22 protein-coding genes are annotated in these 24,524 nt (G+C 48.6%); 9 read left to right on the top strand and 13 right to left on the bottom strand.

Annotated features, from left to right (window positions below; genetic code table 11):
* Positions 1-16: 16 nt before the first annotated feature.
* Positions 17-892 (bottom strand): universal stress protein, encoded by an 876-nt coding sequence (locus NG792_RS05790; RefSeq protein WP_261197843.1) that lies wholly within the window; start codon positions 890-892, stop codon positions 17-19.
* A gap of 600 nt (positions 893-1,492) precedes the next feature.
* Here NG792_RS05790 and NG792_RS05785 point away from each other — a divergent pair.
* Entirely contained in the window at positions 1,493-1,867 is a 375-nt protein-coding gene (locus NG792_RS05785) for a group I truncated hemoglobin (RefSeq protein ID WP_261234816.1), read from the top strand.
* Between the two features lie 430 nt (positions 1,868-2,297).
* Here NG792_RS05785 and NG792_RS05780 read toward each other — a convergent pair whose 3' ends face one another.
* The 11 genes from NG792_RS05780 to purC all read right to left on the bottom strand — a co-directional run bounded on the left by NG792_RS05780 (position 2,298) and on the right by purC (position 14,199).
* Complete coding sequence (locus NG792_RS05780) at positions 2,298-2,504, bottom strand: NblA/ycf18 family protein (protein WP_261197841.1); 207 nt, start codon at positions 2,502-2,504, stop codon at positions 2,298-2,300.
* A 682-nt stretch (positions 2,505-3,186) separates the two neighbouring features.
* Positions 3,187-3,915, bottom strand: a complete 729-nt coding sequence (locus NG792_RS05775) for a Stp1/IreP family PP2C-type Ser/Thr phosphatase (RefSeq protein WP_261234815.1) — start codon at positions 3,913-3,915, stop codon at positions 3,187-3,189.
* 107 nt (positions 3,916-4,022) lie between these two features.
* Entirely contained in the window at positions 4,023-5,750 is a 1,728-nt protein-coding gene (locus tag NG792_RS05770) for an ABC1 kinase family protein (RefSeq protein ID WP_261234899.1), read from the bottom strand.
* Positions 5,751-5,945: 195 nt separating this feature from the next.
* Positions 5,946-6,284, bottom strand: a complete 339-nt coding sequence (locus tag NG792_RS05765; RefSeq protein WP_261197839.1) for a DUF6825 family protein — start codon at positions 6,282-6,284, stop codon at positions 5,946-5,948.
* A 194-nt stretch (positions 6,285-6,478) separates the two neighbouring features.
* Positions 6,479-6,883, bottom strand: coding sequence for a hypothetical protein (locus tag NG792_RS05760; protein ID WP_261234814.1), 405 nt, complete (start codon positions 6,881-6,883; stop codon positions 6,479-6,481).
* A 284-nt stretch (positions 6,884-7,167) separates the two neighbouring features.
* The gene (gene lpxB / locus NG792_RS05755) at positions 7,168-8,334 is read right to left on the bottom strand and encodes a lipid-A-disaccharide synthase (RefSeq protein ID WP_261234813.1); all 1,167 of its coding nucleotides are present in this window, start codon (positions 8,332-8,334) and stop codon (positions 7,168-7,170) included.
* A gap of 10 nt (positions 8,335-8,344) precedes the next feature.
* The gene (gene lpxA / locus NG792_RS05750) at positions 8,345-9,157 is read right to left on the bottom strand and encodes an acyl-ACP--UDP-N-acetylglucosamine O-acyltransferase (protein WP_261197835.1); all 813 of its coding nucleotides are present in this window, start codon (positions 9,155-9,157) and stop codon (positions 8,345-8,347) included.
* A 136-nt stretch (positions 9,158-9,293) separates the two neighbouring features.
* Positions 9,294-9,824 carry a 3-hydroxyacyl-ACP dehydratase FabZ gene (gene fabZ / locus NG792_RS05745; protein ID WP_261234812.1) on the bottom strand — a complete coding sequence of 177 codons (531 nt, stop codon included), beginning with the start codon at positions 9,822-9,824 and terminating at the stop codon, positions 9,294-9,296.
* A 69-nt stretch (positions 9,825-9,893) separates the two neighbouring features.
* Complete coding sequence (gene lpxC, locus NG792_RS05740; protein ID WP_435387567.1) at positions 9,894-10,769, bottom strand: UDP-3-O-acyl-N-acetylglucosamine deacetylase; 876 nt, start codon at positions 10,767-10,769, stop codon at positions 9,894-9,896.
* Positions 10,770-10,785: 16 nt separating this feature from the next.
* On the bottom strand, positions 10,786-13,335 hold the full coding sequence (locus NG792_RS05735) for a BamA/TamA family outer membrane protein (RefSeq protein WP_261197833.1): 2,550 nt from the start codon (positions 13,333-13,335) through the stop codon (positions 10,786-10,788).
* 132 nt (positions 13,336-13,467) lie between these two features.
* The gene (gene purC, locus NG792_RS05730; protein WP_261197832.1) at positions 13,468-14,199 is read right to left on the bottom strand and encodes a phosphoribosylaminoimidazolesuccinocarboxamide synthase; all 732 of its coding nucleotides are present in this window, start codon (positions 14,197-14,199) and stop codon (positions 13,468-13,470) included.
* Between the two features lie 347 nt (positions 14,200-14,546).
* Here purC and folB point away from each other — a divergent pair, with 347 nt between their 5' ends.
* The 8 genes from folB to NG792_RS05690 all read left to right on the top strand — a co-directional run bounded on the left by folB (position 14,547) and on the right by NG792_RS05690 (position 21,426).
* Complete coding sequence (folB, locus tag NG792_RS05725) at positions 14,547-14,942, top strand: dihydroneopterin aldolase (protein WP_261197831.1); 396 nt, start codon at positions 14,547-14,549, stop codon at positions 14,940-14,942.
* A 329-nt stretch (positions 14,943-15,271) separates the two neighbouring features.
* Positions 15,272-16,192 (top strand): glycosyltransferase family 2 protein, encoded by a 921-nt coding sequence (locus NG792_RS05720; RefSeq protein ID WP_261234811.1) that lies wholly within the window; start codon positions 15,272-15,274, stop codon positions 16,190-16,192.
* Positions 16,193-16,312: 120 nt separating this feature from the next.
* Positions 16,313-16,762: an NUDIX domain-containing protein gene (locus NG792_RS05715; RefSeq protein ID WP_261197829.1), complete on the top strand. Its 450-nt coding sequence runs from the start codon at positions 16,313-16,315 to the stop codon at positions 16,760-16,762.
* A gap of 128 nt (positions 16,763-16,890) precedes the next feature.
* A complete protein-coding gene (locus NG792_RS05710; protein WP_261234810.1) occupies positions 16,891-17,970 on the top strand; it encodes an ABC transporter substrate-binding protein in 1,080 nt (359 codons plus the stop codon).
* Between the two features lie 115 nt (positions 17,971-18,085).
* Positions 18,086-18,880, top strand: coding sequence for an ABC transporter ATP-binding protein (locus NG792_RS05705; RefSeq protein ID WP_317618830.1), 795 nt, complete (start codon positions 18,086-18,088; stop codon positions 18,878-18,880).
* A gap of 314 nt (positions 18,881-19,194) precedes the next feature.
* Positions 19,195-19,938 (top strand): SDR family NAD(P)-dependent oxidoreductase, encoded by a 744-nt coding sequence (locus NG792_RS05700; protein ID WP_261197827.1) that lies wholly within the window; start codon positions 19,195-19,197, stop codon positions 19,936-19,938.
* Positions 19,939-19,949: 11 nt separating this feature from the next.
* Complete coding sequence (locus NG792_RS05695) at positions 19,950-20,363, top strand: 6-carboxytetrahydropterin synthase (RefSeq protein WP_261197826.1); 414 nt, start codon at positions 19,950-19,952, stop codon at positions 20,361-20,363.
* 232 nt (positions 20,364-20,595) lie between these two features.
* A complete protein-coding gene (locus NG792_RS05690; protein ID WP_261234809.1) occupies positions 20,596-21,426 on the top strand; it encodes an ABC transporter permease in 831 nt (276 codons plus the stop codon).
* A gap of 24 nt (positions 21,427-21,450) precedes the next feature.
* Here NG792_RS05690 and NG792_RS05685 read toward each other — a convergent pair whose 3' ends face one another.
* Complete coding sequence (locus NG792_RS05685; protein ID WP_261197824.1) at positions 21,451-24,027, bottom strand: adenylate/guanylate cyclase domain-containing protein; 2,577 nt, start codon at positions 24,025-24,027, stop codon at positions 21,451-21,453.
* Positions 24,028-24,524 lie beyond the last annotated feature (497 nt).

Raw genomic sequence — 24,524 nt, 5'->3', positions numbered from 1 at the left:
GCTTCACTTAAGGCTGTTAACGCCGGGAGGGGAAAAAGATGACAGGTTCACAACTGCGCCGCAGGACCTCTGCCGCAAAGCTGGGGAACCAATCCACAATTTTGCCTAAGCTATTGGAAGCCAGTGCCACTGCACTGATGTCGGACATCTGTGTTAGATCTAAAATATCCAGCACTGGCTCACCTAAGCGGACTTCCACATCAACCTGTAAGCCGATCGCTTCTAACTCAGTTTGGATGGGGGCTAACTTCTCATGAGCTTCCTTGAGTTTGTAGTCCTTCGGGACGTTTCGGAGGACACCCGCATCAATGACCCACGCTAACATACAGCGTTCTAATGAATGAGGGGGACGGTTCTGCGCGTACCGCTTAAACTCCTTGATTAATACCCCCGATGCTTGGGTATCAGCATAAGGCAGCAGAATATAGCGGAACAAATGCCGACAGCGCAGATCCAACTCCTCAGACGTTAAGGGAGAGATCAGTGCAGTGGGAATGGTCATCAGGGGAATATTAGTTCGTCCCGATAAATTAAGGGTGGTACTGCCAAACAGTTGTTCGCTGAGTAAATTGCGGTTGGAGGCCCCTAAAATAATCACCTCGCTTTTGTACTGTTCCGCTGCCTTGAGAATGTTCTCCGTCGGATTACCCGATCGCACCTCAACCTCAACCTGCAACCCCTCCGGGACCTCATTCAAAATGGCATTGAGGCGATCGCGTGCCAGACTGATTTTTTCCGTATCTTCCCGAGGAATTTGCCCTTTCGTCCACAGGGGAACGCTATGGACAAATACGATATGCTCCATCCCTCCGGCAGCTAAACTTGGTAAGAATTTTCCCAAGCGCACTAAGCCATCTGACAAATCCGTACTAATTAAAACACGCTTAAACATTTAAACCAATTATTCCCGTATCATTGACCGCCCACAAACTGGGAAATTCGGCGACGGGCTTAGCTTTTGGACTTTTTGCCCTCAGCGCGATCGCTCCCCCAATTTTTCTCATCCTCAAATTTTAGCAGCTTGCGGCCCAGTGGGTTACGATAAGTCCCACCTCCCGATGTTCACTGTCACCCTGTCAGTTGTCATCCGATGCTCACCGTCACCATGTCAGTCCCCATCCCCTGTTTGTAGTAACGACTTCAGTCGTTATCCAAGGCTCCACATCAAAACGTCCCTCATTATCCCCTCTTTGTAGTAACGACTTCAGTCGTTATCTAAAGTCGGAAGTGTTCTTCCACCCACGAAGATTATGCTCGGCAATGTCCACCTGAAAAGTTTGGGCGACAATTTGGGGCGGGTATTTAACGGAAATTAATGAGTAAATCTACTCAAATTCAGTCGCCACTTTTTATCCTATACTAAAGTAGTTGATAAAAATCCGACGGATCAGCCAGAGCTAGATTTAATTTTTAGGCTTCTGATCGCCCGGTTAAGCAATTTATCAAAGTGGTTGCTTTCTTAACCACATAACTGAATTTGAAGAGGAAAAACATGACGACTTTATTTGACAAACTAGGTGGCAAAGCCGCCGTTGACCTGGCAGTAGATAAGTTTTATGAACGGGTTCTCAATGACGATCGCATCAAGCATTTTTTTGCCAATACTGATATGGCTAAACAGCGAATGCACCAAAAAGCATTTCTGACTTATGCCTTTGGTGGCAGCACTCACTATGATGGGCGCTATATGCGAGAAGCACATAAAGCTTTGGTAGAAGAACAAGGTCTAGGCAGTGAGCATTTTGATGCGGTGGCCGAAGACCTCATGGAAACCCTTAAAGAAATGGGGGTTGCTGATGATTTATTAGCACAAGTCGCGGCAGTCGCTGCTGCTCCGGAACACAAAAAAGATGTGTTAAACCAATAAACAGCAACTCGGATAGACTGCCATCCCCTGTTTTTAGTAAACACTTCAGCCGTTACTACAAACAGGGGATATCAACGACTGATGGGATTAATATGCATAAAACTTGTGCCTGAGCAGTTGCTCAGGCACAAGTAGAAGGACAATAGTTTTGAGTAAGATTTGAACTGCAGCAAGGGTTTGTGCTGTCCCTTTTCGGACAAAACACGATAAATTTTATCAACGAACTTTACTAAGGGTTTATCTAATCAAAGGGGGTGGGAGAATATCTTAAGAGATAGGCTCCGGTGTTTTGTTTGGTATTGAATTGAACAGTTTCCATGGAAGGAAATAGAGTTGACGCCCCAGCATCCCCAGCTCCTCTCCCCATTGGGAACTAAGCAAGAGACGGAGGTCGCCCACTGTGGGACTTGGGTAAAATTTAGCACGGTTATTAAAACTCACTGCTAAAACGTGGTCCCTGGTCTAAACCCCATTCATGTTTCAGGAATTGCTGATACATGGTTTCCCGCACCATCATTTGTCTGTACAGTTCTTTGAGAAAATGCTGAGACTGTTCAAGGCTCATTTTCTCGACCTGGGTTTCAAAGGCGCGGACGCTAAATTGTTGTTCCAAAGATAGCTCGATAGGTTGGCTCATTGTAAAACTCCTATGTTTTGATAGTCACACTGGCTGGAAGGAGAGTGGTAAAGCGGGTAAACCCGTCTTTATATGCTGTCTCTTTCTGCCTTTGCTGGGGGCGCTCAGGATATCCTGTTTGCCTCTTGTTAAGAAATATAACAAAGATTTGACAAAATGGCAATCTTGCCCTGGGGGTATATCTGGAAACGATGACTTAGCAGGTTTCATGGGTTGAAGCCTGGGCCTAAAGTCTTTGTATCAAATCAAATCTTTGAAAATTGCTCAGTTTGAACCAAATTAGGTATTTCTTCGGGTTGACATACCGATTGTGGCTCTTACTGTATCTTTACTATGACGGATATGATGGCCTGTTGCCCTCTGTCCCCAGATACGTTTTTGCAGGCTTTCGGGCCCTCTAAGCGATTAGTTTTGGCAAAAAACGCATAAAAACATAAAAAAGCCGCTTCTGAATGCCAGAAGCGGCTCTATCCGATGGATGATGGACAGGTGCAATTTTCTGTTTGGCGGTTAGCCTCTTTCTAAAGCATCGGCACTGTAGAAGAGGATAGGAATGGGACAACCGGAGGGGAGAAGCAGTTTGGGATTAAAAACCCGGTTTGGGGCCAGTTTTGGGAAGGGTTTCTGGGGTGATGAAAGGGTTATGTCTGGAATCCCTGACTTGGAGGGATTTGCGATCGCCTTAGTCGAGGGTGATGATCACCACGGTAATGTTATCCCGTCCCCCTTTATCTTTAGCGGCATTCACCAGTTTCTTAGCCGCTTCGTCACCGGAGAGTTGCAATTGAAGATGAGGGCCGATCGCCTCAGCGGAAAGTTCTTCGGTTAACCCATCACTACAGAGCAACAGGCGATCGCCCGCTTGGACCTCAAACTCTTGCAAATCAATCTGTTGTAAATCCTGGCGTCCCAGACATTGAGCCAGAACGTGCCGCCAGGGATGCTTACGTGCTTCCTCCACGGTGAGGTGTCCAGCTTTGAGTGCTCGTCCCACCCAGGTATGATCTTCCGTAATCTGAGTCAGTTCCTGTCCGCGCAGTCGGTATAACCGAGAATCGCCCACATGAGCACACCAGGGTTGATTGCGATCGCGGAATACCACCGCCACAGCAGTCGTTCCCATGTCAGAACGCTCGGGATGGTCTAATTGATCGTCAACAATAGCTTGATTAGCCTTCAAAAAAGCTTCTTTTAACAGATCGGGAGTCTTCTGGGAAGACTTCCACCCTTCCACTAAATATTTTTCGATAGTTTCCGTAGCAATTCGACTGGCCTCTTGGCCTCCCGCATGGCCTCCCATACCATCGGCTACGATAAAAAATCGCCCCTCCGGGTCATCTATATAGAAGGCGTCCTGATTCACAGAACGAACGAGTCCCGTATCCGTCAGACCCGCGAAAGATCGTTTCATAACTCAACGCTTACTATGACAACTTTTACAGGGGGAATACAAAATTGGGTTTAGATTGGATAGGCGATCGCGCCCAATTTCAAATCTAAGGGTTCCAAGTTACAACATTACATCATTTTATCTGACCGCTCGATCCGCATAATCAGTCGGATCAAACTTCCCGCCAACAATAGTGCCACAGCCCCGACAATTAGGGCCAGCCAGATTTTATCGTTCACCAATAAAATCGTTGCCGAGAGGGTAAATGCACTGACCAGTAAGGCTAAGTTGGTTCCCATTTGAACGTTACCAATGCGCCGCAGCACCCGATCAGTTTCAATGGATCGGACGCGGATGCGAATGTCCCCACGTTCTAATTTTTCTATAGTATCCTCAATTCGGCCCGGTAAACCCAACGCCGTTGAGCCGACTTGGGCCGCTTGCCGTCCGATTTCATTCAAGAAACTATTGCGATCGAGCGAGTTACCATTCGTCATAATCTGCATTGCAAAAGGTTTTGCAACCTCCATAAAGTTAAACTCTGGATCCAGACCCTTACCTACACCTTCCAGGGTTGAAAAGGCACGCATGACGAAGGTAAATGTAGCGGGAAAGCGGAAGGGCTGATCGTAGGCGATCGCATAGAGATCATCACTAATCGCCGCCACCGACTGCTCCTCAAACGGCTGATCCATCAAATTATCCAGAATATACTGGATCGATCGCCGCACGGGTCCCATATCATCCGTTCGAGCCAGGGCCTCCAACTCAATGAGGCACTCTACTACGTCCTCAGCATTTTTTTTGGCAATCCCAAAAAACAGGTCCAGCAGCTTGACTCGAACATCGGCACGGATCCGCCCCATCATGCCAAAGTCGTAAAAAATTAACGCCCCATCAGGACTCACCGCGAGATTCCCCGGATGGGGGTCCGCATGGAAAAACCCATGATTGAGGAGTTGTCTCAAATAGGCTTCAGCCCCGAGTTTGGCGAGGATTTTGCGATCAAGTCCAGCAGCCTCTAGGGCTTCATAATGGCTAATTTTAATCCCCGGAAGGTATTCGAGCGTCAGCACCCGAGGGGAAGAATAGCGCCAGTAAACCCGAGGCACTCGGACCCATTCTTTATCGCGAAAATTGCGGCGAAAGGTATCCGCATTGCGACCTTCATTAATGTAATCAACCTCTTCGTAAAGGATTTTGTAGCACTCGTCATAGATACCCAACCAATCCCGACCTCGACCCCAGCGGGGGTGATTTTGGAAATAGTGGGCAATCGTTTTGGCGATCGCTAAATCAATGCCAAACAGGCGTTTGAGTCCAGGACGCTGGACCTTGACCACAATTTCTTCTCCCGAATGGAGTTGTGCCTTGTGGACTTGACCCAAACTGGCTGCAGCTAGGGGTACCGGGTCAAAACTGCGGAACAGGTCATCAACTTTGCGACCAAAATCTTCCTCAATAATGGCTTTAGCCTGTTCATAGCTAAATGCCGGGACTCGATCTTGGAGTTTAGCCAACTCCTCTACATATTCACTGGGAAACAAATCCGATCGCGTGGAAAACAACTGTCCCAACTTAATAAAAGTTGGACCTAGTTCTAATATGGTCTCACGAATCCAACTGGCTTGTTTTCGCCGTCTGGCGATTTTTTTGGCTTCTGTGAACCCCCCTTTATAGGTCCAGGGTTTGTTCATGGACCACAGACTGGCCAAAAACTGTAAAACAAAATTCCAAATTTCGATCCGCCGCCGATTGGGGGAGTAATTGGGACGACTCCAGCGGTATGCCTTGGGACTATAGGGTAGGGTTCCCCCTTTCCCTCGAAGGGCGAGAGGACCTCCCGATCGCCTCATTAATTTAGGACCTTCTGGAGTTTCAGGATTTGGGATAGGATCGTTTAAGAGTTCAGACACTCGGGTTTGCGACTGCTATATCTAATCGGTCGATAATTTAATAATGACAAGGATTGCGTCGGATCCAGGATCGGGAATCCGATTTCAGGTTACAGACGACGCGGCGATCGCGCCCTAGTCTGTCCGTCTGTTCCCTTAAGGACGGTTACTACGGTAAAGCTGTAACTGAGCGCGAACTTGGGCAATTTCTGCTCTCAACTCATCAATGGTCGCTTGCAGATCCCCCGGTTCAGGAATGGGGCTTCCCATTGGACTCGGCATACCCGAATTCACCGGCGAGTTCATCACGAAACCTGATTCGCGACTCGCTCGTTCCATCACCTCTTGGGTGAATAAACGCAGACGCTCTCGCTGTTCCGCATCAAATTTACCCAAATCGCTCAGGGCATTGGTTAGGGTTTTTTCTAGCTCGTGGTAAAGCGCTTGGGATAAGGCTCTCCCCACAAAAAAGGCATCGACTACAGGTTTACTCATCTAAATTATTATACGCAGGCTTCCGTAAAGAATTATAACGTTGATGAGTCCGATGACGCAGGCTCTCAGGGGTGGTCTTAGGGCTAAAAACAACCTATAGCCGACATTTCGCTTTAATTTCTTCCCTCAAAACTTTAAAAAGACCCCCTGATTCAGGGGGCTTCGGGCGATCGCCTCAGACTAATGCCCCGGTTCTAATAAAGTTTGAACCCAATTTGACCGTTAATCCCTCGGAGGTTGTGGTATCCCGCCCCAAAGAAAAAGTTACCATCGGGCCTGATTTGCACCCCTGCCGAATAGGCAAAGTCTTGTCTACTGGCATTGGGTTTATCATAAAGTCCTACCCCGACATAGCCGGAAATCGTCCCAATCAAGGGGGGGCTGATAAATTTCATCACGTCAATCCCCACCGCACTCTCATTGGTCAAACCCACTTCTAATCCTAAGCCCAATCCCCGGACTCCGACAGAAAAGGTCGGTTCACTCTCTTGCACCCCTACGGAAACCCAAGGTTGTGGTAACAGTTGCGCCTTGGCGCTAGGGGCGAGAATCAGGGTCGATAATCCCAACAGGGTTGAATAAAGCAGGGTATTTTTCATCACTTTTCTTCTGAGTTCTCCCAGAATTGTTAGGAAGTCTTGATTTTTTAGGCTTGATCATACCTTGGGGGTCCTGGACATGGCTGGATTCACCCAAATGGGCCGGTTTTAGGGGGAATCAAGCCCCGGCGGGGGTGTTTTTCAGATGACTGACCCGCACCCTGTTCGCGTAGCGTTCCGTAAGGAAAGGGGGGGGCTATACGAACAAAGCCCGAGAAGCGCGGGCTTATTGAGAAAACCGAGGGCTTACAACTGGATTTGGTATAACGACCCAACCCGAAACTCTAATGCTTGATTAGCCCCAAAATAATCTGTGCTGCCCGATCGCAAACTCCTGGTTCCCCCAAGGCATTTCGCATTTGCTCATAGTCTTGCTGCATTTGCTCTCGGCGATCGGGATTTTCCAGTAAGTCCAGCGCTTCCCGAACGATGTTCTCGGCTGTAGCTGACTCTTGCAGCAATTCTGGAACCACGGCTTTCATTAAGACGAGGTTAGGGGCGGACATGAAGGGGATGGAAAATTTGAGCAAATGACGAGCAATCCAGGCAGTGAGGGGATTGACGCGGTAGATCACGACTTGAGGGATGTTTAACAGGGCAATTTCTAAATTGACGGTCCCCGATTTGGTAATGGCTAAGTCAGCGGCGGCGATCGCCATGCGACTTTGACTCGCTTCCACCAATTTAGCCCGCAATCCATAACGCTGAATCTCGGTTTCTAAGGTGGGGCGATATTTTTCCCAGGATAAGGGGATATAAAACTGTGCGGAGGGATGGTGAGTTTGGATCTGCTGTGCCGCCTCAAACATCACGGGTAAGAGATAGCGGAGTTCTTGTTGTCGGGAGGCAGGGAGGAGGGCGATCGCCAGTTCATCAGAGTCAATTCCCAAGGTTTGACGCGCCTGCTCTCGGCTTGGGGCCTTCTCAAGGACATCAATGAACGGATGACCCACCCAATCAACCGCTGCACCATGTTCTTGGTAGTAACGGGCTTCTATGGGAAAAATGGCCAGGAGGCGATCGCACAGTCCCACAATCTGAGTTGTGGTGCGATCGCCCAAAGACCAAGCCCACTCCTGGGGGGCAATATAATAAATTCGCGGCACCTGGGGCAGGTGCGTCTTAGCAAAATTCCCAATCCCCAGATTGGGCCCGATATAGTCAATCAGGATAATCGCATCCGGGGGGGAGTTTCGCAGATAGGCTTTAGCAGAGCGCTGGATTTGCACAGTGGGCCAAATATAGGGCAAGGATTCGAGAATCCCCACGGAACCAATCCCCGTCGTATCGCCCAGGAGGACTGCACCGGCTTGGGCCATTTTTGCCCCACCCAAGGCCATAATTTCTAGGGGTATGCCAGCGGATTGAGCCTGACGATAGAGGGCTTCTACCAACATTGCCCCTTGCATATCCCCAGACACTTCCCCGGTGCTGATAAAAATTGTTGCCATTGGCGACCCCTTATTCTGGACTCGAATCGCGTCGCCGTCCGGGAATCGGTCCCCGGCGATCGCCCGTGATGGACTGACGCAGGAACTCGGACAGATGGAGGAGATAGGGGGTTTGGGGCAGGTCCGTTAATTGTTCCAGGGCTTGTTTAAAGGTTTCCTCCGAGCGATAAATCAAGCGAAAGGCTTTTTTGAGCATGGACAGGTCATCCGGGGAGACTCCGGCGCGTTTGAGGCCGATCAGGTTGAGCGATCGCACCCGAGAGGGGTTGCCCTCGACCAACATATAGGGCGGGACATCGCGATCGATCCGCGTCATCCCCCCCACCATTGCCAGTTCCCCAATATGCACGAACTGATGAATCCCCAAAACTCCGCCAACTCTGGCGTGATTTTCAATGCGAACATGACCCGCGAGTTGCACCGTATTGGTAATCACCACGCGATCGCCAATTTCACAATTGTGGGCGATATGCACATAAGCCATCAACAAATTATCATTGCCGATCGCCGTCGCCTCTCCCTCTCCCGTGGCTCGATTAATCGTCACATACTCGCGAATCGTATTCCCATCGCCAATTTTCGTGAGACTTGAAGCCCCAGAATACTTCAGATCCTGTGGCTCAAACCCGATCGCTGCCCCTGGAAAAATGCGATTGCGCGCCCCGATTTCCGTGCAACCCTCGATCGCAACATGAGCACCAATTGTCGTATCTGCACCTACTTTCACTTGCGCCCCAATCACGGCATAAGGTCCGACTTCAACAGTCGGGTGCAGTTGCGCATCCGGATGGATGACTGCCGTCGGATGAATCAGAGTTTTCATAAAATTACTCGAAGAAGGAAAAAGGAAGAAAAAAGAACCAACTGGCAACAGTGAACGGTCAACTGTTTCCTAGGGCTTAATTCTCAATTCTCAATTCTCAATTCTTCCCGCTCACTCCTCACTGATAATTTCCCGTTTAATCTACTCGCGAGAACAGGAGTTCCCCTTCAGTCACCAATTGACCATCCACTTCAGCCCGCGCTTGCATCTTGGCAATGCGCCGTTGGGACACACGCACCAGTTCCGTGGTCATTACCAGTTGGTCCCCGGGAATGACTTGACGACGGAAACGGACTTTATCAATGCCTGCAAATAAAAACAGACTCCCTTCCATGCCGGGAAACTGAGTCAGCACCACACCGCCGACTTGCGCCATTGCTTCGACAATTAACACCCCAGGCATGATCGGACGCCCGGGAAAGTGGCCTTGAAAATGAGGCTCATTAAAGGTGACATTTTTAATCCCCACCGCCCGCTGTGCCGGAACATACTCGATAATCCGGTCCACTAAGGCAAAGGGATAACGGTGAGGCAGCAGTTGCTGGACTTCTTCGAGGGTGAACGTCGTTTTTAAAGCAGTCCCGGTCCCATTCGGGGGGGTGCTTTCGCTCTGGCTTGGGGTAGACTCGGCTGATTGAACGGAATTAACTTCAATAGAAGTGGTCATGACTCGCTATAGTCGATAGGGTCTGGATCGAGAGTGGAGAGAGTTATCAAGCATACCCCGCCCGCTTCGTTAAATCTGGACCCGTGATTCTGCCAGGGCGCGCACAAGCTGGATATGCAGCTTATGACTCGCTTTGTAAGCAATAAAATGAGCCAGGGGCAGAGGGCCGAGTAAACTCAGATCTCCTACTAAGTCTAAAATTTTATGACGCACTGGTTCATTTGGAAATCGTAGAGGGGGATTTATCCACCCAGTTTCCCCGCAAACCAGGGCATTGTCTAAGCTACCCCCTTTGATTAAACCCGCTGCCTGGAGTTGTTCGATTTGACGGGCTAGACCAAAGGTGCGGGCTGGGGCGATGTCTGTGACAAAGCTGGACTGACTGGGGGACCAACTGTGCCACTGGTTGCCGATCGCCGGTTCGGGAAAATCAATTCCATAACTAAATCGCAGTTCCGGGGAAGGGATGGCCGAAACAAAAGCATCTCCTTCATAGACGGAAACCGCAGCGGACAGAGGAGTAATTTCTGGCCGGTCCCCGGGGATGGTGGGGACTAGGCCAACTTCGGCGATCGCCTCCACCCAAGGCAGTGCAGACCCATCTAATAGGGGCATTTCCGGTCCATCCACTTCAATGCGCGCATCCTCCACCCCCATTGTCATCAAAGCGGCTAACAAATGCTCAACGGTTCGCACCGATGCCTCTGCGATCGCCAGTTCGGTGGAAAGGGTCGTCTGATGGACGGCATCAAATCTCGCCGGAATCACCGGGCACCCAGGAAGATCAACCCGCACAAAGTAGCGTCCTTCTCCCACTGCACCGGGCAGAATTTTCACCCGAGTCACTGTCCCCGTATGCAATCCCACCCCAGCGCATTCCACAGGTGCAACTAAACCCTGTGGAGGCTGAGATTTTACCGAAAGCCGATGGGACGAGGGATTGATCAACAAATCTGGCCTCCTAGAATCGTTCGCCAAGACCAAAATGGAAGCGACTGCCACCATCATCATTCAGGGCGAAATCCACCCGAATCGGACCCAGGGGAGACTGGACTCGGATCCCTAACCCATAGCCAAAGCCGCTACCCGGTTTGTTGCGGGCCTCTGCCGGTCGTCCCGGAACGTTGCCCCCAGTTCCGAGGTCCGTAGCCGCATCAAAGAACAGTGCCCCACCCACCACGGAATAAATCGGGAAGCGATACTCGGCGGAGCCTTGCACATAACTGCGTCCGGTTCCCACCCCCCCTTCATCGTAACCGCGCACGGTGGTAGTACCGCCGAGGGAAAAGGCTTCGTAGGGGGGTAAATCCCCCAGTACCGTTCCCCCTTGAACGCTTAAAGCAAAGGTTTGAGGTCCTTCAGAAAAGCGAATTAAATTGATGGGGATGTAGTAGTTATAACTGGCTCTCAACCGATTGAAGAAGATACTCCCCAGGCCAATGGGAACCGATTGTTCCGTACTGATGCGCAGGACACTCCCGGAGGTTGGCTGCAACGCACTATCGCGTAAATCTCGGGTGCCACTGAGTTGGAAGGTAAACAAATCATCTTTACCGTCGCCACTAAAGCTCAAATCGTTTCCGGCTTCGTCAGTTCGGGCGATATCCCCATCATCATCTCGGGTACTGACTCGTTGATACTGGGTTCCTAATGAGGCTCTCCAGCCATTATCCAAGGGACGGGAAAAGGTGAGTCCCCCGCCAAAGCGCAGAATTCGCGGACGGCCCCCGTCGTCGGGGAGTTCGATTTCCGGATCTCCCCCATCAAAAATAAAGGAGATGGAGCGCCGTCGGAATAGATTGACGGTATAGGAGGTGCGACTATCCCAACCGGCAATCCAGGGGTCGGTAAAGTTGACATCAAACAGCACCTCGCGCTGTCCAATTTGCAACTCGGTTCCTAATTTGAGGTTTCTCCCAAATAGGTTTTGCTCTTGCACGCTGAGGGTTCCAAATAAACCACTGGCCGAACTAATCCCTGCACCTGCGGCGATCGACCCGGTACTTCTTTCTAAGACATTGACCACAACCACGACGTTGCGAGGATTTTGACCCGGGTTGAGGGAAATTTGGACATCTTCAAAAATGCCCAGTCCAAAGACTCGCTGTAAATCCCGTTCAATGGTTTGGCGATTAAAGACTTCTCCGGGTTCTAGTTCCAGTTCTCGGGTGACAATGTATTCCTTAGTCCGGCCTCGAATGGGTTGCCCTTCGGCGTCCACCAGTTCCCCTTCTTCGTTGATGAACTGGATTTCAATACTCTCGACGACCCCTTCGGCGACTTCCAGAATGACGGTACCATCAGCGGCAACTTGGGGGGTGTCAATGACTTGGGCCAGGACGTAGCCGTTTTGTTGATACCATTCGTTTAACTGTTTGATGCCTTCCTGGAAGTCGCGCAGGTTGAGGATATCCCCATACTGTTCGGCGAAAATTTCATTAATAACCTCTTGCGGGAGGACTTGGTTTCCTCGGACTTCTACGCTGGTTAATACGGGGTTGGATTCGACTACAAAGGTGACTCGGACACCAAGGGGGGTGTCTTGAGGTTCGGCCCGGACGTTAGAAAAATAGCCGGTGGCAAAAATGGCGTTGATGTCCTGTTGCAGTTGGGACCGGGTGGTGGTCTGTCCTGGACGCAGGGAAATGACGCGATACACTTCGTCTTGGAGTTCTCCTTCAACGCCACTAACGACAACTTCGGCAACCAAGACTTGCGGTTCTGCTTGGGGTGCTGGTTGGGACTGGGGTGGAATCAGTGGTGGGGGTGTTATGGGTCGTGGGGTGGTTTGGTTCGTGTCTTCGGGTGTAGCTTCGTCTGTGTCTTCGGGTGTGGCTTCGTCCGTGGTTTCAGGAGTTGCTTCATCGGTGGTTTCGGGGACGACTGGACGAGTCGAGGGTTCGGTTTCTATGGCATCAGGTTCGGCGGGTTCGGTTGGGGTGGGGTCTTGGGCGAGCGCCCGCTTCCAGTCCTCTGCGCGATCGCTGACGTCTGGTTGTTGTAAGGGCGGGGTGATCAGGAGTTCGGCAGGGGATTGACTGGGGCGATCGCTCTGTGCCCCAATGGCGGCGATCGCTTCTTCTGGGGCGATCGCCTCGGCTAAGGGTTCTTCCTCTACTGCCTGTTCTGATGCAGTCACGGGGGTCTGCGGTGTGTCATCCCCCTGGCTCAATTCCACTCCCGGTTGCTCTGCATCGGATTCAGGTAGAACAATATCCGGTGCCGGGGATATCTCCTCCCCTTGTCCCTGAGTCACAGCTAAACTGGCTGCATCCCCATTCTCAATCTTCTCAATACTTTTAATCCCCTCAATTAAGGAAGATTCAGCCCAGTCTGTGGGTCCATCGGGCGATCGCTCGGCAGGGTCGGTTGTCGTGAGATCCTCCACTTCCATTGAAGGGTCGGTTGTGGATGGGGCCAAGAGTGCCGAGGTCTCTCCCCGACTGGGGTTGGCAATACTGAGAATGGCACAAGTAGCAAGAACGGCTGACAAGACAGGAGATAAGCGCATGGGTTTAGTCGTTATTTGGCACGTCCAGAGAAACCAAAAGAAAGGATACAAGCGTGAGTCACTACAATTCCTGAAGGAAGTAAATTCTCCTCCCTTCATTAAGGCGTTAGGGCTAATTAATCCCTCGGACTCTTAAATCGATAGATGAGAAAGCACCCGTTCAAGGACTTGCTGATAGGCATTTTCTACATTTCCCAAATCCTGCCGGAATCGGTCTTTATCCAGGATGCGGTCTGTGGGATCCGTTTGGGATTCATCCCAGAGTCGGCAAGTATCAGGACTGATTTCATCGGCAAGTATTAGGTTCCCCTTGCCATCGAATCCGAACTCCAGTTTAAAGTCAACTAGGATAATTTGACACTGATGGAAAAATTCTGAGAGGATTTGGTTGATTTCCAATGCCATTGCCCTCAGTTGCTCTAGTTGTTCTGGGGTGGCAAGTTCTAATAAAAGCAGGCGATCGCGGGTTAACAAGGGATCCCCAAGTTCATCGTTTTTATAGAAAAATTCCACTAGGGGTTGTTTGAGGACTGTTCCTTGGGGGATGCCGGTTTGCTTACACAAACTTCCGGCGGCAATATTGCGGATGACGACCTCTAGCGGGACGATCTGCACCCGCTTGACTCGCATTTCGTTCGGACTGGTTTGCTCGATGAAATGGGTGGGGATTCCTTTGGATTCCAGCAGGTTAAACAGGGCCGTGCCGATCGCACAGTTCATCTGCCCTTTTCCGACGATGGTCCCCCGTTTGAGCGCATTAAAGGCGGTGGCATCATCTTTAAACTGGGAAACCACTACCTCGGGGTCTTCGGTGGTATATAGGATTTTCGCTTTGCCTTCATAGAGTTTTTCCATCGCCGCCATAACCGTTTTTGCTTTCTGAACAGTGAACTTAGGACCCAGAACGGGGCCACAAATTCGACGACTTGAGGTCGCTCAATCATTTTATCGTTGTGTGGCCAGAATGATTGCGGGATCCTCATGGGCGATCGCATCACCGCTGAAAATGACCGGGGGATGCTGGGCAGCAGTGGCCCTAAGTTCCCCCCTGCTAGGGTCCTAGTAAAGTTTTACACCGACATTTTGCAGCAATGGGGATGAGTTCTCTCAGTTTGCGGTAGGATAGTTTGGCCCTGGGTTTCCTTGGGACTGACAATCGGGAAAGATGTCCAAGATCGGGACATAAACCAGGGATTGACTTTTGGTACAACATGGACAAATCTGTAGAACAAAGAGACGCGATCTCAATTACGGGCCTGCGCTATTACGGTTACACGGGCTATTTGGCCGAGGAACGAATGCTCGGTCAATGGTTTGAAGTGGATTTAACCTTATGGGTGGATTTATTAGCGGTGGGAAACAGCGATCACCTAGAAGACACTTTAGATTATCGCCAATTGGTTGAGCGGGTTCGCCATCAAATCGAAACCGCCAAATTCAATACAATGGAACATTTGGCAACCCAAATTGCTCGCTCCATTCTCCAATGCAAACAAGCTCAAAAAATTAGAGTTCGCTTAACAAAAGTTTCCGCTCCAATCCCCGATTTCTCGGGAAAAATTTCCGTGGAAATCACCCGAACTCCCTCGGATTTTGTAAATTCATAAACCCGGGCTAAATCTCTGATTGGAAACCGAAAGGATTGCGTAGAGTTTCAGAGAATGCTACAGTACCAGAGCAGTTCATTATCCTGCTCGACCCCGGTGAGGGTCAAATGGAGACTCCCTCGGTCGCGATCGCTCACCTATTCCTCCTGGGAGTATCCAGTCATTTTTGAGGTAAAAGACATCAAAGCTATTCACTTGAGAGACTTAAAAAGCCCCCCTTATTAAGGGGGGTTGGGGGGAACTCTAATCGTTATGATTGTCCCCTGAAAATGAGTGGTCTTTAGCCTTTACAGTTAGATTGATTGACAACATTAAGGAGAATCAAAAACATGGATGATTGGCAATTAACAACCCCGGTTGCTTTGCTCATCTTTAACCGACCCGATACGACCGCACAGGTATTTGAGTCGATTCGTCAAGCTCAACCGTCTCAGTTGTTAGTCATTGCCGATGGGCCGCGTAGCGATCGCCCCGGGGAAGCCGAAAAATGTGCAGCGACTCGACAGATCATTGACCGCGTAGACTGGGATTGTCAAGTCCTCAAGCATTATTCCGACATTAATTTAGGATGTAAGTGGCGCGTTTCCAGTGGCATAGATTGGGTCTTCGACACCGTGGAAGAAGCCATCATCCTGGAAGATGACTGTTTACCCAATCAAAGCTTCTTCCGCTATTGTCAAGAACTTTTAACTCAGTATCGAGACGATCCCCGAGTCATGCATATTGCTGGAAGCAATGAAGGAATTACCGGGCAGAATCTGCATGAAAGTTACTATTTTTCTCGCAGGACACATATTTGGGGCTGGGCAACTTGGCGTAGAGCATGGCAAGCTTACTACGATGTTGACATGAAATTATGGCCAGAATTAAAACAAACCCAAAAATTGGCAGAACTCATCGGAAATAAACGAGAATCATCCGTCAAGACCCAAATTTTTGACTTGGTATATGAAAACCAAATCGATACCTGGGATCATCAATGGAATTTTGCCTGTATTTATCACCAAAATTCTTCCATTTTACCCAATAGAAACTTAGTGTCTAATATTGGGTTTGGACATCAAGAAGCCACCCACACCATCCATCCGAGTAGTTTTGGAGACTTGCCCAGACATGAACTCGATTTTCCCATGATTCATCCTCAAATTTTCAAGCAAGATGTTGAGGCAGATGATCAGTATTTCGAGGCAAGGCAAACCAATCAAGTCAAACGTCTGCTGAATGCTGACGAATTGGCCGAGTGGGTATAACCCCTCTCCATCATCACAGAGATAGCCTTGGGCGGACGGAGGTTGTTACACTAATCTCTACAGGAGATCATCCAAACCCTCCCTCCGTCTGTTTGTCGATTACCCCAGGGGTTATAACTCATGCAAGATTCATCATTGGTTTCACCCAGATCCACCATTCAAACCTTTCCTTTAAGTACCGTAGGGGCCCTGGTTTGTGGCCCTAGCGAGCGGGTTTTGATTGCTAAAACCACGAAATGGCGTGGGTTATGGGGGGTCCCCGGGGGTAAGGTGGATTGGGGGGAAACTCTGGAAGCGGCCTTATTACGAGAGTTTCGGGAAGAGGTGGGACTGGACTTGGTGGAGATTCGGTGGGCGCTCTTGCAAGAGGCGGTTTTGGACCCGCAATTTTGTCGGGAAGCTCACTTTATTATGATGAACTATTATGCCCGTTCCACCACAGAAACGGTGATTCCTAATGATGAAATTGAGGAATGGGTTTGGGTCACGCCACCGGAGGCACTCAACTATTCTTTGAATACTTATACCAGGGTGCTGGTTGAACATTATCTGAATCGGGGTGATGGCTAAAGCAAAAGTTCAGGGGGAATCCGTCTTCAAAAGGGGTCAAAAAACTGGGTGACTTCTCTTTGGAAACTCATCTCTAATCCAGTCGGGATGCCTTCAAAAAATCGGTCCTTTACCATCAATTATTGACCATGCCTAATTTTAATGATATCAAACGTCGCCAATTCTTGAAAATGGGTTCTTTGTTTATAGGAACCAGTCTCTTAACCAGTTGTCTGAATCAAGGGTCTCAACCTTCCTCCTCCACATCACAAGGATCTCAACCTTCCCCCTCCAAATCAAACGGAAAACTCGACAAAATTAAAGTGGGGTTAAGCTGGAAAGCTGAAGCAGAGTACGGCGGATTTTATCAGGCGCTGGCGACGGGGATTTATCGAGACTATGGATTTGATGTAGAAATTAGACCCCTCCCGCCCCAAGGAAATGTGACTCAACTGTTGATGGGGGATTTGGTTGACTTTAGTATCGGACAAGCAGTCAATGCACTACAAGCGGCGGATCAAGGCATTCCCAAAGTGACCGTCGCTGCCATTTTTCAAAATGAAATTCAAGCCTTTTTAGCCCATCCCGGGGTCGGCAATGACTCGTTGGCACAACTGAAGGGAAAACGGGTGTTTATTGTTCCGGGACTGAGTAGTATTTATTGGCCTTTTCTGGAAAAGCAGTACGGTTATACTCAAGACCAGCAACGCCCTTATAATTTCAATGTTACTCCCTTTTTGCTGGACAAAAATTCGGTTCAGCAGGGATTGCTAACTTCGGAACCTTTTTTGATTGAAAAAGAGGGAGGGTTTAAGCCGGTGATTTTACTGCTAAGTGAAACGGGATTGAATCCTTATAATTTTACCCTAGAAACTACCCATAAATTAATTGACTCTAAACCGGAGTTGGTTCATCGCTTTGTGGATGCTTCTATGAAAGGATGGTACAGCTATCTTGAAAATCCCGCACTGGGAAATGAGTTAATTCAGCAAGATAATTCAGAAATGTCTGATGAGTTGCTGGCTTTTGCTCTGGGTAAGATAGCGGAATATGATTTGATTAAGTCGGGAGATGCTCAAACCCTGGGGATAGGGGCGATGACCGATGAACGATGGAAAACACTGTTTGACCAGTTGCTAACCGCTGGGGTTGTACAGGACAAGCCTAGCTATAAAGATGCCTACACTTTAGAGTTTATTAATAAGGGGGTAGATTATTACCTGGCGTAAAAACCCACACCCTTAAGGGTGGGGCGTTTGCGTACAAAGCCTGCCTCCGCAGGCTAGAAAAGCCCAACTTTTTACAACTGGATTGGGACTTAGCTTTGTTGAGTTAAAATAAAATATGATGAACCCTGAAACGGCGATTAATATCAGCCATGTGAGCAAGGTTTTTAATAATGGGGTAGTGGCTTTAAAGGATGTAAATCTGAAGGTGGATCGGGAAGATTTTGTCAGCTTAGTTGGCCCTTCTGGATGCGGAAAAAGTACCATTTTAAGAATTATTGCTGGACTCAGTGAGAGCAGTGAGGGGAAAATTGAATGGGCCGATCGCAGTTTGAAAGAACAGATTGCGTTTGTCTTTCAAGAACCGGCTTTAATGCCTTGGAGTACGGTGCGAAATAATATTCGCTTACCCCTTAAACTGATGGGAATCTCTAAAAGAATGGCGGATGCCTCGATCGCCAAGACGTTGGAATTAGTGGGACTGGAAAACTTTGCGAATGCCTATCCTCGGCAGCTTTCTGGGGGGATGAAAATGCGGGTTTCTATTGCTCGGGCGATCGTCACTGAACCCAGTGTTTTACTCATGGATGAACCCTTTGGGGCTTTGGATGATATCACCCGCACTAACCTCAATGATGAATTACTGTCGTTATGGAATCACCAACGGCAAACGATTCTGTTTGTGACTCATAATATTTATGAAGCGGTTTATCTCTCGAAGCGGGTGGTGGTGATGGCGGCCAATCCTGGACGAGCGATCGCTGAGATTCCCATCGATGAACCGTTACCCCGCACCGAAGCGTTTCGGACTTCTGAGCGTTATCTCAACTATTGTCAACAGGTATATGCGGCTTTATCGGAAGCAATGGATCCGCAATCCCATGAATCCCCCCGGCAATTTTTCCAGGTCTAATTCTGCTATCAAAAATTGGGATGATTCAAGGCATATCTAGGATAAAGAATGATGCTTGTTCTGGGACTAGCAGCCTCAATAAATCCGAGTGATTTTCCCCCTTTATCCGAGGCTACCTCCCTAGGTTTGAGGAGATTGGACGGGATAGTGGGGGAAAATTTGAGCAGCGGGATGATGGGATTATTTTGGCTCATAAGGGTCTAAATTTTGCTATAATTAACGCCGGGTTCTTAGTTGCGGTTTCTTTGAAGTAGGGTCAATCAACCAGAGTTCTAGCGCCGTTTTCTATTGAATCTTGCCCCTACGAGAAGGAGATGCTGAATCATTTGGAGAAATCTTTAGCGGGACGAGTTGCCATTGTCACGGGAGCAGGTCGTGGGATTGGTGCCGCCACGGCGCGGCAGTTGGCACAGCGAGGAGCCTCTGTGGTCCTCGTGAGTCGGAGTGGGGAGGAACTGGAGGAGGTCAGAGGGGCGATCGCTGCTGAATCTCAGCCTGAGCAAGTGTTAGTTTATCCGGCAGATGTCAGTTCAGAGGCACAGACTCAGGAGGTCTTTGACCAGGCGATCGCGGCCTTTGGGCGGGTTGATATCTTAATTAATAATGCCGGAATGGTTCAAGTGACCGATTTTACTCAAATTGAACTGGCGGACTGGGAACGGGTGATGGCAGTGAATGTAACAGGGATATTTTTGTATTGCCGGGAGTTTTTTCGCCGTGCGATCGCCCAATCTCATGGCGGCGCGATCGTCAATGTTGCCTCCCTCTCCGGTGTTCGCGGTCCCGACAAATTTCCGGGATTCACCAGTTACATTACCAGTAAATACGGGGTGGTTGGCATCACCGATTCCCTCGCCGTGGAAGGTAAACCCCACGGAATTCGCGTGAATAGCGTTTCCCCCGGTGCGGTGGATACTGCGCTTTTGAAACAAGCTGCGCCTTTTTTAAAAACGCAAACCACCCCGGATGATGTGGCTCGTACCATTGTTTTTTTGGCAGATGATTATCAAGCGCAATGTCTCACCGGCGCTAATCTTGAAATTTTTAGTAATGCTTAGGAGTTTTCACTATGTCGATGATTTATATCACCCATCGAGTCACCTTTTCTGCCTCTCATCGTCTCCACAGCGATGCCTTATCCGATGAAGAAAATCGCCGGATATTTGGTAAGTGCAACAATCCAAATGGTCATGGTCATAACTATGCCTTAAAGGTGACAGTCCGTGGAGAAGTTAATCCAGAAACGGGGATTGTCTTAAATTTCTTTGACCTTCAAGATGCCATTGATGCCGCCATTTTGGCGGAGGTAGATCACAAGCATATTAATTTAGATGTCCCCGCTTTCAAAGGCATTAATCCCACGGCGGAGAATATGGTAGTGGTATTTTGGAATATGCTGGAACCCAAGCTACCCCCGGGGTTACTCTATGAAATGCAGCTTTATGAAACCGACAATGATCATGTGACCTATCGGGGAACCTAGAGGCTGCTACTGTCCGACCTAACTAGAGGATTGCTATAGTTTATCCCAGGGATAAGAAACCGGGTTCTCACCCTAAATGGGAAATTACCCAAATTTTTGACAGAAACCCGGTTTCTAACCCCTCATTTTGTACGGATGCCCTTTGGGTCGATTGATGTATCTATCCTCTCAACTCGGGACGGATTAACCCCTTGCAGACAGCACCTATTCATCGATTACTGAAACCGATAAAATGAACAAAGATATCGCCTTAATTTTAGCCAAACTTAAGAAAACCAAGTTATTCTCTTTGGATACCGTGGCCCCGATCCTGGTAGGAATTTTGGTGCTATATGCTTGGGAAATTGGGGTGCAAATCACTGAAACTCCCGTTTATTTATTGCCAAGACCTTCGGTGATTTTCCAGGCTTTAATTAAGGACTGGCAGATTTTATTTCCCGCCTTAATTATTACATTAAAAATTACGGTAGTGGCCTTTATAATTGCTGCAATTTCCGGATTAATGATTGCGGTTTTGATGTCTCAAAGTAAGTGGATTGAGAAAAGTCTGTATCCTTATGCGATCGTTTTACAGACCACTCCCATCGTGGCGATCGCACCTTTAATTATTATCTGGTTTAAAGACTATACCTTTGGCGCTTTGGTGACTTGTGCCTGGATTGTCGCCTTTTTCCCGATTATTTCTAATACCACCTTTGGGTTAAACAGTCTTGACCCCAATTTACGGGATTTATTTATCCTCTACAAAGCCTCCCGCTGGCAAACTCTCTGGTATTTGAGACTACCGAGTGCCTTACCTTATTTTTTATCAGGATTGCGGATTAGCGGGGGATTATCGTTAATTGGTGCCGTGGTTGCAGAATTTGTCGCCGGAACTGGGGGAACCGATTCCGGTATTGCCTATCAAATGCTGATTGCGGGTTACAATCTGCAAATTCCCCGAATGTTTGCCGCATTATTCCTGGTAACTATTCTGGGAATTCTGATTTTTACTGTGTTATCAAAGATATCAGATTGGGTGTTAGGGGAATGGCATGAAGGGTCAGTCAAACGGGATAGTTAACGGACCATTGTTATCAAAATCATATTACTTCGTTGTCATCGTATGCACGCCATCCCAGTCCTCTGGCGGTGGCATTTTAAGATAATCTTGCGCTCTTTGAATGTGAATTTTTACCGCTTGATCTTCGGGATAAATTGCGCCTGCGGATTGAAAGAGGGTAATCGATTGGATAAAATTTCTAGAGACATAGGCGGCACGTCCAGCGCTATAAAAGTCTAAGAATTTCTCTTGTTCGGCATCTAGGGGTCTGTGGCGATCGCCAATTAATTCATAAATCCCTACGGCCTGATTTTTCCCCTTGACCCGAATCTTATCTAACTCTCTTACCCATATCAGATCGCTACAAAGTTGATAAGTAAATTCACTAATAATAATATCACATTTATATTCCTTAGTCACGCTTTCTAAACGCGCACTTAAATTCACCCCATCCCCAATCACGGTATAATCCATCCGCTTTTGACTGCCAATATTTCCGGAAACCACTTCCCCGGAACTAATCCCAATGCCAATGCGAATATTATGTTCTTTTTGCCGCCGATTAAATTCAGCTAAACGCCGACGCATATCTAAGGCTGATTGCACTGCCTTCCAAGCGTGTTCTTTAAGCGGTAATGGTGCACCAAATACGGCCATTAACGCATCCCCAATAAATTTATCTAAAGTTCCATCAAAGTTAAACACAGCTTCTACCATCGTCTCGAAATAGTTATTCAAAAGCGAGACAACTTCTGCAGCTTCTAAGTTTTCCGTAAGACTTGTATAACCTCGAATATCAGAAAATAAAATGGTGACTTCTTTACGTTCCCCCACCATTAAGGCATCTTCCCCTAATGCCATGACTCGTTCTGCTACCCCAGGGGTCATATACCGATACATGGTAGTCTTCATCCGTTTTTCGCGGCTAATATCTTCCAAAACCACTAACCCACCCCGGACTCCTCCTTCTGGGTTCGTTAAAGGATTCACCGTGAGGTTGAGACTGCGTTCGATTTCTTTAACTTGACTCTTGGGGTATTTTATGACATTTTCATCCGGCTCATTCCAGGGGATGTAAAACTCCGGATTGTTGCGATCGCCTATCACCAAAATTGGATTTTCCATATTTATTTCGTCCAACTTGACTAACCCAATGGTTAAACTTTGTTCCGGGACAAAATGGCGTGCGGCATTTTGCAACGCATCCTCTAAGCGAAATCGCAGATGGTCAATGGGAACAACTTCCCAAACATAGCGGCCTTGTAACTTTTGCTGCCACAACAGCAGTTTTTGCTTATTTTCCCGCTGGATCTGAAACTGGCGATCGCTCTGGTTACGGTCATCCTTCTGAATGGGACATCCCAGCAACTCTAACGCCGCCTCATTAATCGTGACAATTCTCCCATCCATATTGGTGGAAATTACCGCATCGGAAAGGCTTTCTAAAATGTCTTTTTGATATTGCTTCTCCAACAACACACTCTCAAACAATTGCGCGTTTTGTAACGCAATTCCCGCCTGAGCATTAAACGCGCGCAAAAACGCTTCATCAGAAGAATTAAAACTTCCCTTGTTTTTATTAATCAGTTGAGTCACCCCGATTAACTCCCCCGACGCATTAAAAACCGGCATACAAAGAATTGTAGAGGTTTGATAGCCAGTTTTCCGGTCCGTCGTCGGGTCAAAGCGGGGGTCAAGATAGGCATCATGAATATTCAGGGTTTGACCCGTAGAGGCCACATAACCGGCGATACCACGATTTGCCGGAATCCGAATTTCCACCATCGTTTTGCCATCTGCCTTGGCGACTTTCGTCCAGAGTTCGTCCGTTTCCTTGCTGAGTAAAAATAAGGTACTGCGATCGGCCTGCATTAAATCTTTGGCGCGGTCCATGACAGCGCGTAACGTTGTTTCCAGGTCCAAACTTTGGCCTAAAGTCGTCGTTGCTTCCAGTAACGCACTAACCCCGCGTTGATTTCTTGCCGCCACATAAAAAGACTGACAACTTTCGAGAATAATCGCGATCGAAGAGGCAAACCCAGCAAATTGAAGCTGATCCTCGCGATTGAACGGAACCTCGCCTATTTTATTAAGGACCTGAACCACCGCCACCACGCGATCGGTGTCTTTGCTGCTAAAAATGGGTTCACAAAGCAGATTTCGCGGGTCGCATCCCGGGGGTTCATCGACTTCTGCTTGAAATAAAGGATGATGACGAACATCGGCAATATTGACACTTTCTCCATTGCAGGCAACATGACCGAGAATGCCGATATGGATGGGTAATCGGATTTCGGCACTTTTCCCGGTTTCATCCGGGCTAATTTTTGACCAAAGTTGTTCTTTTTCTTGGTCAATTAAAAAAATAGTCGTGCGTTCGGCTTGTAGAATTTGACTAATTTTCAGGGTGAAGGCATCGAGGAGTTGTTCTAACAGAATTTCGAGCGCTTCATTATTAATCAGATCGATCGCCAGCAGACATTGTTGAAATTCTGCCGTAATAAAATCAAGGATGCAGACAAATTCCCCAACCTGCATATCCTTGACCCGCCGGGTCAACTCCCCCATGCGACCCACCCGAGTTAAAGCCGCTAGAACGCTACCAGTGCCTGAAAATGTCATCTTTTATAAACGCTTACCGGCTCAGATTTGCCTGATCTCTATGGTACGCTACCCCTGGGAAATGTGGGGAGGTGGGGAGATGGGGAGGATGGGGGGGATGGGGAGGATGGGGAGGATGGGGAGGATGGGGAGGATGGGGGGGATTTACCTCAAGTTTAAAAGCACCTCCGGTCCCCTCCCCTTGGCAAGGGGAGGGTTAGGGTGGGGTCTCCGGTGAGGTAGCGATTCCCTACGGGATGGCTTTGCTTACCGCCACCTGATGCACTCTTACAGGTTTAAGCAGCTGTATGGAGGCTAGAGAAACCCCATTCTTCGTAAGGTGGCGATCGCATCTCTACGAAAACTCTCCATGTACCCATTCCTTTTGAGGTGGCGATCGCACCTCAAGAGGACCCCACCCTAACCCTCCCCAAGACACAGGCTATGCGTTACTCGCATCTTTCTTAACAATTGATGAGCGTTCGCTCACCCCTTATGCGTCCCTCGTTACCTCTTGT

Source organism: Laspinema olomoucense D3b, assembly GCF_025370785.1.
GTDB lineage: Bacteria > Cyanobacteriota > Cyanobacteriia > Cyanobacteriales > Laspinemataceae > Laspinema > Laspinema olomoucense.
This window is presented reverse-complemented; position numbering and strand designations above follow the sequence as displayed.